The sequence below is a fragment of the Amycolatopsis sp. SID8362 genome (assembly GCF_010550475.1).
GTDB lineage: Bacteria > Actinomycetota > Actinomycetes > Mycobacteriales > Pseudonocardiaceae > Amycolatopsis > Amycolatopsis eburnea.
In genome coordinates this window covers 1-722 of the sequence record NZ_JAAGNB010001803.1, presented here as the reverse complement: position 1 = coordinate 722, position 722 = coordinate 1, and the positions used below count along the sequence as shown (strand labels likewise).

1 protein-coding gene is annotated in these 722 nt (G+C 76.7%); it reads left to right on the top strand.

All coding sequences use genetic code 11. The features are described 5' to 3' along the window. Window positions 1–13: 13 nt before the first annotated feature. A partial coding sequence (locus G3I65_RS54965) for a type VII secretion protein EccE (RefSeq protein WP_309236121.1) occupies window positions 14–722 on the top strand: 709 nt, incomplete at its 3' end.

Sequence of the window (722 nt, the reverse complement as noted above, 5' to 3'; positions counted from 1 at the left end):
GGCCGCGGTGGTCGTGGCGCTGACCGCCGTCCGCGTGCGCGGGCGATGGCTTTCCACCTGGCTCGTGGTGGGCTCGGACTACGCGCTCCGGGACCGGGCCCGCGACCTGCGCGGTCCGGCCGAAGCGGGCCGGGAGCTGCTGCGGCTGCTCTCGCCCGAAGCGACCGGGACCGCCGGCGACACCGGCTTCCTGCTCAGCCGCGCGGCCGGGATCACCGTGGTGCTGCAACCGAAGTCGGCCGAGCGGGACCTGACGAAGGCGATGCCGTCCCCGGAGTCCCTGCTGCCCCCGCCGCACGAACCGGCGGAGGCGGTCGCGGCGCAGGTCGTCCACCACGCGGGGATCGCGCGGGACCGCCCGCCCCGCGTGTGGCTCGCGCTCCAAGCGCTGCGCACCCCCGACGTCCAGCACGACACCGACGTCCAGCGGGCACTCGGCAATACGGTGCGGCGGGTGCTGCGCCGCCTCCGGCGTGACGGACTGCCCGCGCACGGGCTGACCGAACCGGAGCTGCTGGGCACGCTGGCCTCGCTCGCGCACGTCAACGCGGGGCGCGGGCAGGTCCGTGAGGACTGGAGCCATTGGTACAGCGGCCCGATCGCGCAGGCGACGTTCCGCCTCGACGGCTGGGCGGACCTGCCGCCGGCGGTGGCCCCGCAGCTGCTGCGCTGGCTGCCGGCGAAGATCCCCCGCGCGGCGGTCACGGTGGCGGTCACCGCCC